The sequence below is a fragment of the Bacillus sp. MBGLi79 genome (assembly GCF_002953915.1).
Genome location: NZ_CP026521.1, coordinates 2,944,471 through 2,949,440, shown reverse-complemented (window position 1 = coordinate 2,949,440; position 4,970 = coordinate 2,944,471). Strand labels below are relative to the sequence as shown.

Genomic DNA, 4,970 nt, shown 5'->3' with positions numbered 1-4,970 from the left:
GAGCGCCTTGTAAACTGGATGAAGCGCGAAGCGAAAGAGCTCGGCTTAAGGCCTGTTGATGTGCTGCTCGTCAGCGCCGGGCGAGGGCAGGGGATGAAAGATGCGATCGACGCGATCGAATATTACAGACAGGGCAAAGACGTATATGTCGTCGGGTGTACGAACGTAGGAAAATCAACGTTTATCAATCGGATTATTAAAGAGGTTTCCGGAGAGGGCGACATTATTACGACATCTCAATATCCGGGGACAACGCTTGACGCGATTGAAATTCCTCTGGATGACGGATCGGCGATGTATGATACGCCGGGAATCATCAACCATCATCAAATGGCGCACTATGTCGCGAAACGCGATCTGAAAATATTAACGCCGAAGAAGGAGCTAAAGCCCCGCACCTTTCAGCTGAACGAAGAACAGACGCTGTTTTTCGGCGGATTGTCGCGGTTTGATTATGCAAGCGGAGGCAGATCTTCGTTTGTATGCTATATGCCGAATGAACTCAACATCCACAGAACAAAGCTTGAAAACGCGGATCAGCTGTATGAAAAGCACGCTGGGGAAATGCTTGCTCCCCCTGCAAAAGAAGATCTTGACTCGTTTCCGGAGCTTGTTAAACATACGTTTACGATTAAAGAGCCGAAAACGGACGTTGTGTTCTCGGGCCTCGGCTGGGTAACTGTCCAAGAGGCGAACCAAAAAATTGTTGCCCACGCGCCTAAAGGCGTTCACGTGTTTTTACGCAGATCTCTAATATAAGTGCTAAGGGGAGAGAGTTATGAAACCGATGTACGGACTGATTGGCAATCCGGTGGCTCATTCCATGTCTCCGGACATCCATAATGCGGCTTTGGAGGATCTTTCTTTAGAAGGACATTATCACGCTTTTCGCGTGGAAAACGAAGATCTTGAAGATGCTGTGAAAGGTATGCGGGCCCTTGGTATTCAAGGGTTTAATGTGACGGTCCCCCATAAAGTATCGATCATGAAGCATCTCGACCGCATTGATGAAAGCGCCGAAGCTCTCGGGGCGGTCAACACTGTCAGAAGAGAAAAAGAAGGGCTGGTCGGATATAATACAGATGGAGCAGGATTTCTTAAATCGCTGAAGCCATCCCTTGATCGTCCGCTTTCTGAGCTCTCGATACTGTTGATTGGGGCAGGCGGTGCGGCGAGGGCGATATTTACCACTCTGGCAGCTGAGATGCCGAAGCAGCTGGACGTGGCGAATCGTACACCTGAAAAGGCACTAGCATTCACTAAGCGTTTTGAAGGAGAGGCACGTGCTTTGTCGTTGCAGGAAGCAGAAGCAGACTTGTCAGCATATGATATCGTGATTCAAACGACGTCGGTCGGGATGCACCCGAACATCGAAGCTGCCCCGCTTTCATTGGCGAATGCGAAAGAAACGTGCCTTGTATGCGATATTATCTACAATCCGCTGAAAACGGCCCTGCTGCAGGAGGCTGAAGCAAAAGGCTTGAAAACATTGGACGGAGTCGGCATGTTCATCGGCCAGGCAGCCCTTGCTTTTGAGCTGTGGACCGGACATGAGCCTAATATGGAAAAAATGAAATCAATTGTGTTGCAGCAACTAGGAGGAAAATCATGCTAACAGGAAAACAAAAACGCTATTTGCGCCGGGAAGCGCATCATCTGTCACCGATTTTTCAAGTCGGTAAAGGCGGAGTCAACGAAAACATGGTCAAACAAATCAGTGAAGCGCTTGAAGCCAGGGAATTAATCAAGGTGAGCGTGCTGCAAAACTGCGAGCAGCCTAAAGAGGAAGTAGCCGAAGCGCTGGCGGGCGGAGCACGCGCCGAACTGGTGCAGACGATCGGAAACATTATCGTGCTGTATAAGGAGTCGAAAGAAAATAAAAAAATTGAGCTTCCTTAACGCTTAAAGGTGGTAATCATGAGGAAAATCGGGATTTTTGGAGGGACATTTGATCCTCCGCACAACGGGCATTTATTAATGGCAAATGAAGTCCTGTATAAACTGGATCTTGATGAAATTTGGTTCATGCCCAACCAAATTCCGCCGCATAAACAAAAAAACTCGTTTTCGCTAAGTATGCACAGGGCGGAAATGCTGAAGCTCGCCATATCGGGGAAAGAGCAATTTAAATTGGAGACGATCGAACTCGAAAGGGAAGGCCCTTCTTATACATTTGATACCGTTCGCCTGCTGAAAGACCGATATCCAAACGATAAGTTTTACTTTATTATCGGCGCGGATATGGTGGAATACCTCCCGAAATGGTCAAACATTGACAAGCTTGTCAACATGATTCAATTTGTCGGGGTGAAACGGCCCGGCTTTCAAATTGAGACGCCGTATCCGCTCGTTTTTGTCGATGTGCCTATTTTTGAAGTATCATCATCTTTACTTAGGGACCGCATTAAAAATCAGCAGCCGACAGATTATTTAATCCCTGACGAAGTGAAGGTCTATGTGAAGGAGAATCATCTATATGAAACGTGAGGAAGCCTTAGCCTGCGTGCAAGAACAGCTGACAGAACAGCGCTACATCCATACGGTCGGCGTAATGGAGACGGCTGTCAAACTTGCCGAACGGTTTGGCGCAGATGTGAAAAAAGCCGAAATCGCCGCGATATTTCATGACTATGCCAAATTTCGCCCGAAAGAGGAAATGAAACAAATCATCCTCAACGGGGGCGGGCCGCTTGAAGTGCTCGATTTTCATCATGAACTTTGGCATGCGCCGGCAGGAGCCGCGCTTGTCAAAACAGAGGTTGGAATTACGGATGAAGACATCCTGTCAGCCATTCGATTCCATACATCTGGGAGGCCGAATATGACGCTTCTTGAGAAAGTGATTTATGTAGCGGATTATATCGAGCCGGGCCGCCGTTTTCCAGGGGTTGAAGAGGTTCGGACTCTCGCTGAAGAAGATTTGGATTTGGCGCTTATCGAGGCGTTGAAAAATACGATGACATTTTTAATTTCAAAAAATCAGGCCGTTTATCCGGAAACGGTCGCCACATATAATGCTTTAGTAAACGATAGACACTAGGAGGAATTACTGAATGGATCAAGCTTCAATTTTAAAAATTGCCGCAGAGGCCTGCGATGATAAACGGGCGGAAGATATGATCGCCTTGAATATGCAGGGGATTTCCCTTGTGGCTGATTATTTTCTGATTTGCCACGGGAATTCTGACAAACAGGTTCAGGCCATTGCCCGGGAAATTAAGGATCAAGCTGAAGAAAATGGAATCAATGTGAAGAAAATGGAGGGCTTTGACGAAGCCAGATGGGTTTTGATCGATTTGGGCGATGTCGTTGTCCACGTTTTCCACAAAGAGGAACGAGGCTATTACAACCTTGAAAAGCTGTGGGGAGACGCGCCGACTGAAGACCTTTCATTCGGAGTTAATGAATGATTTATAAAGGATTTTCCGGTATTTATGACAAGCTGATGTCTCACGCTCCTTACGATGAGTGGGTCAGCTGGATTGAAAAAACGATCGGTGCACAGCAGAAAGAACGTATACGGATACTTGATCTGGCGTGCGGAACGGGTGAAATATCGGTCCGCTTGGCTGAAAAAGGCTACGATGTCACAGGAATCGATATTAGCGAAGATATGCTTGCACAGGCTCAGTACAAAGCAGCCGTTCGGCAGCTCGATATTCAGTTCTTTCAGCAGGATATGCGCGAGCTTGCCGGGCATGGGCAAGAGTTTGACGCGGTTGTGATCTGCTGTGACTCGCTGAATTATCTAAAGAGCGAAAAAGACGTTTTCAATACTTTTAAAAACGTTTTTTCTCTATTAAAAGAAGGCGGGCTTCTTCTGTTTGATGTTCATTCCATTTACAAAATGGATGTCATTTTTCCGGGAAGTACGTATGCCGATCAGGATGAAGAAGTCAGCGTCATTTGGCAAAGCTATGCGGGGGATGAGCCTCATTCAGCTGTTCACGATTTGACCTTCTTCGTAGAAAGCGGAGGCGTATACGAAAGGTTTGATGAATCGCATGAACAGCGGACTTTCCAGACGGAAAAGTATATCAGCTTATTGCGGCAAGCCGGATTTGAGGTGCAGTGCGTGACTGCCGATTTTTCAAAATTGGAGCCTGGCGCAGAGTCGGAACGTCATTTTTATACAGCGAAAAAAACAAAAACCATCGTTTAATCGTAACGATGGTTTTTCATAATGTATTTTTCCTTTGTTGAAAATCTCAGCGCGTTCGTGAAACAATGAATCAAACGGAAAATTGCTTCTTGACTAGAGCGATATCTTCTTCATACTTCAAATGGGTGTTCCGGAACATCTGGCGGAACATATCCTGAACGCCGCTTTCCAGCGCCTTAATTCCCTCACCGGTTACACCGCCTTTAACGCACACCTTTTCCTGCAGGGCGGGCAATGTGTAATGCCCTGTTTCGAGCAGCCTTCCCAAACCAACCAGCATTTCTGTCGTCATTAAAATCGCGTCTTCTTTTGAGACGGAGGTTTCTTCTACAGCGGCCTGAATAAACTCCTGAACCAAATAACTGACAAAGGCGGGGCCGCAGCTGACAATGTCTGAGGCGACCCTCGTAATCCCGCTTTCGATTTCAAGAGGGATTGAGATCTTGCTCACTAAAGCCGTCAATTTTTCTTTTGCCTCAGCTGTGCAGCTTTCTCCGAAAGTCAATAATGACACGCCAGACAACGCTCTGTTCGTAATGCTCGGGATCACCCTTGCCGCCTGGCAGGAGACGATGGCTTCCAGCTGTTCGACCTGCACCGGACTCGTAATGGTGACCACAATCTGATCGCGGGTGAAGACGGGTGAGAGCCGCTTTAGCAAAGGATAAATATCCAGCGGCTTTACACAGATAAACACGGCATCACTTTCCGTGATCACTTCTTCCGGCCGTTCTGCAACCTGAATGTCTGGGAATCGTTTTTTTATGTTTAACGCTTTGTCGATCGTTCGGTTAGTAATTGTTAAAGA

The 4,970-nt window shown here is 47.1% G+C and carries 8 protein-coding genes; 7 read left to right on the top strand and 1 reads right to left on the bottom strand.

Translation table 11 applies throughout. The features are described 5' to 3' along the window. From yqeH to C1T29_RS14935, 7 genes are all read left to right on the top strand, one after another. On the top strand, window positions 1-759 hold a 759-nt coding region (gene yqeH / locus C1T29_RS14965; protein WP_208945486.1), incomplete at its 5' end, for a ribosome biogenesis GTPase YqeH. 19 nt (window positions 760-778) lie between these two features. Then, window positions 779-1,615 (top strand): shikimate dehydrogenase, encoded by an 837-nt coding sequence (gene aroE, locus C1T29_RS14960; RefSeq protein WP_020452280.1) that lies wholly within the window; start codon window positions 779-781, stop codon window positions 1,613-1,615. After that, the gene (gene yhbY, locus C1T29_RS14955; protein ID WP_003183704.1) at window positions 1,609-1,899 is read left to right on the top strand and encodes a ribosome assembly RNA-binding protein YhbY; all 291 of its coding nucleotides are present in this window, start codon (window positions 1,609-1,611) and stop codon (window positions 1,897-1,899) included. Before aroE ends, yhbY begins: the two co-directional genes overlap by 7 nt. Before the next feature lie 18 nt (window positions 1,900-1,917). Continuing rightward, window positions 1,918-2,487 carry a nicotinate-nucleotide adenylyltransferase gene (locus C1T29_RS14950; RefSeq protein ID WP_025811125.1) on the top strand — a complete coding sequence of 190 codons (570 nt, stop codon included), beginning with the start codon at window positions 1,918-1,920 and terminating at the stop codon, window positions 2,485-2,487. Continuing rightward, the gene (yqeK, locus tag C1T29_RS14945; RefSeq protein ID WP_025811126.1) at window positions 2,477-3,040 is read left to right on the top strand and encodes a bis(5'-nucleosyl)-tetraphosphatase (symmetrical) YqeK; all 564 of its coding nucleotides are present in this window, start codon (window positions 2,477-2,479) and stop codon (window positions 3,038-3,040) included. The genes C1T29_RS14950 and yqeK overlap by 11 nt, the downstream gene beginning before the upstream one ends. 13 nt (window positions 3,041-3,053) lie before the next feature. Continuing rightward, window positions 3,054-3,410: a ribosome silencing factor gene (gene rsfS, locus C1T29_RS14940; protein ID WP_023855256.1), complete on the top strand. Its 357-nt coding sequence runs from the start codon at window positions 3,054-3,056 to the stop codon at window positions 3,408-3,410. Continuing rightward, window positions 3,407-4,162 (top strand): class I SAM-dependent DNA methyltransferase, encoded by a 756-nt coding sequence (locus C1T29_RS14935; protein ID WP_023855255.1) that lies wholly within the window; start codon window positions 3,407-3,409, stop codon window positions 4,160-4,162. Before rsfS ends, C1T29_RS14935 begins: the two co-directional genes overlap by 4 nt. 70 nt (window positions 4,163-4,232) lie before the next feature. Here C1T29_RS14935 and comER read toward each other — a convergent pair. Then, a partial coding sequence (gene comER, locus C1T29_RS14930; protein WP_208945485.1) for a late competence protein ComER occupies window positions 4,233-4,970 on the bottom strand: 738 nt, incomplete at its 5' end.

What these genes read in the sequence shown, in the direction of transcription:
- aroE (WP_020452280.1), top strand. Translation starts at nt 779, where the DNA reads ATGAAACCGATGTACGGACTGATTGGCAATCCGGTGGCTCATTCCATG.
- yhbY (WP_003183704.1), top strand. Translation starts at nt 1,609, where the DNA reads ATGCTAACAGGAAAACAAAAACGCTATTTGCGCCGGGAAGCGCATCAT.
- C1T29_RS14950 (WP_025811125.1), top strand. Translation starts at nt 1,918, where the DNA reads ATGAGGAAAATCGGGATTTTTGGAGGGACATTTGATCCTCCGCACAAC.
- yqeK (WP_025811126.1), top strand. Translation starts at nt 2,477, where the DNA reads ATGAAACGTGAGGAAGCCTTAGCCTGCGTGCAAGAACAGCTGACAGAA.
- rsfS (WP_023855256.1), top strand. Translation starts at nt 3,054, where the DNA reads ATGGATCAAGCTTCAATTTTAAAAATTGCCGCAGAGGCCTGCGATGAT.
- C1T29_RS14935 (WP_023855255.1), top strand. Translation starts at nt 3,407, where the DNA reads ATGATTTATAAAGGATTTTCCGGTATTTATGACAAGCTGATGTCTCAC.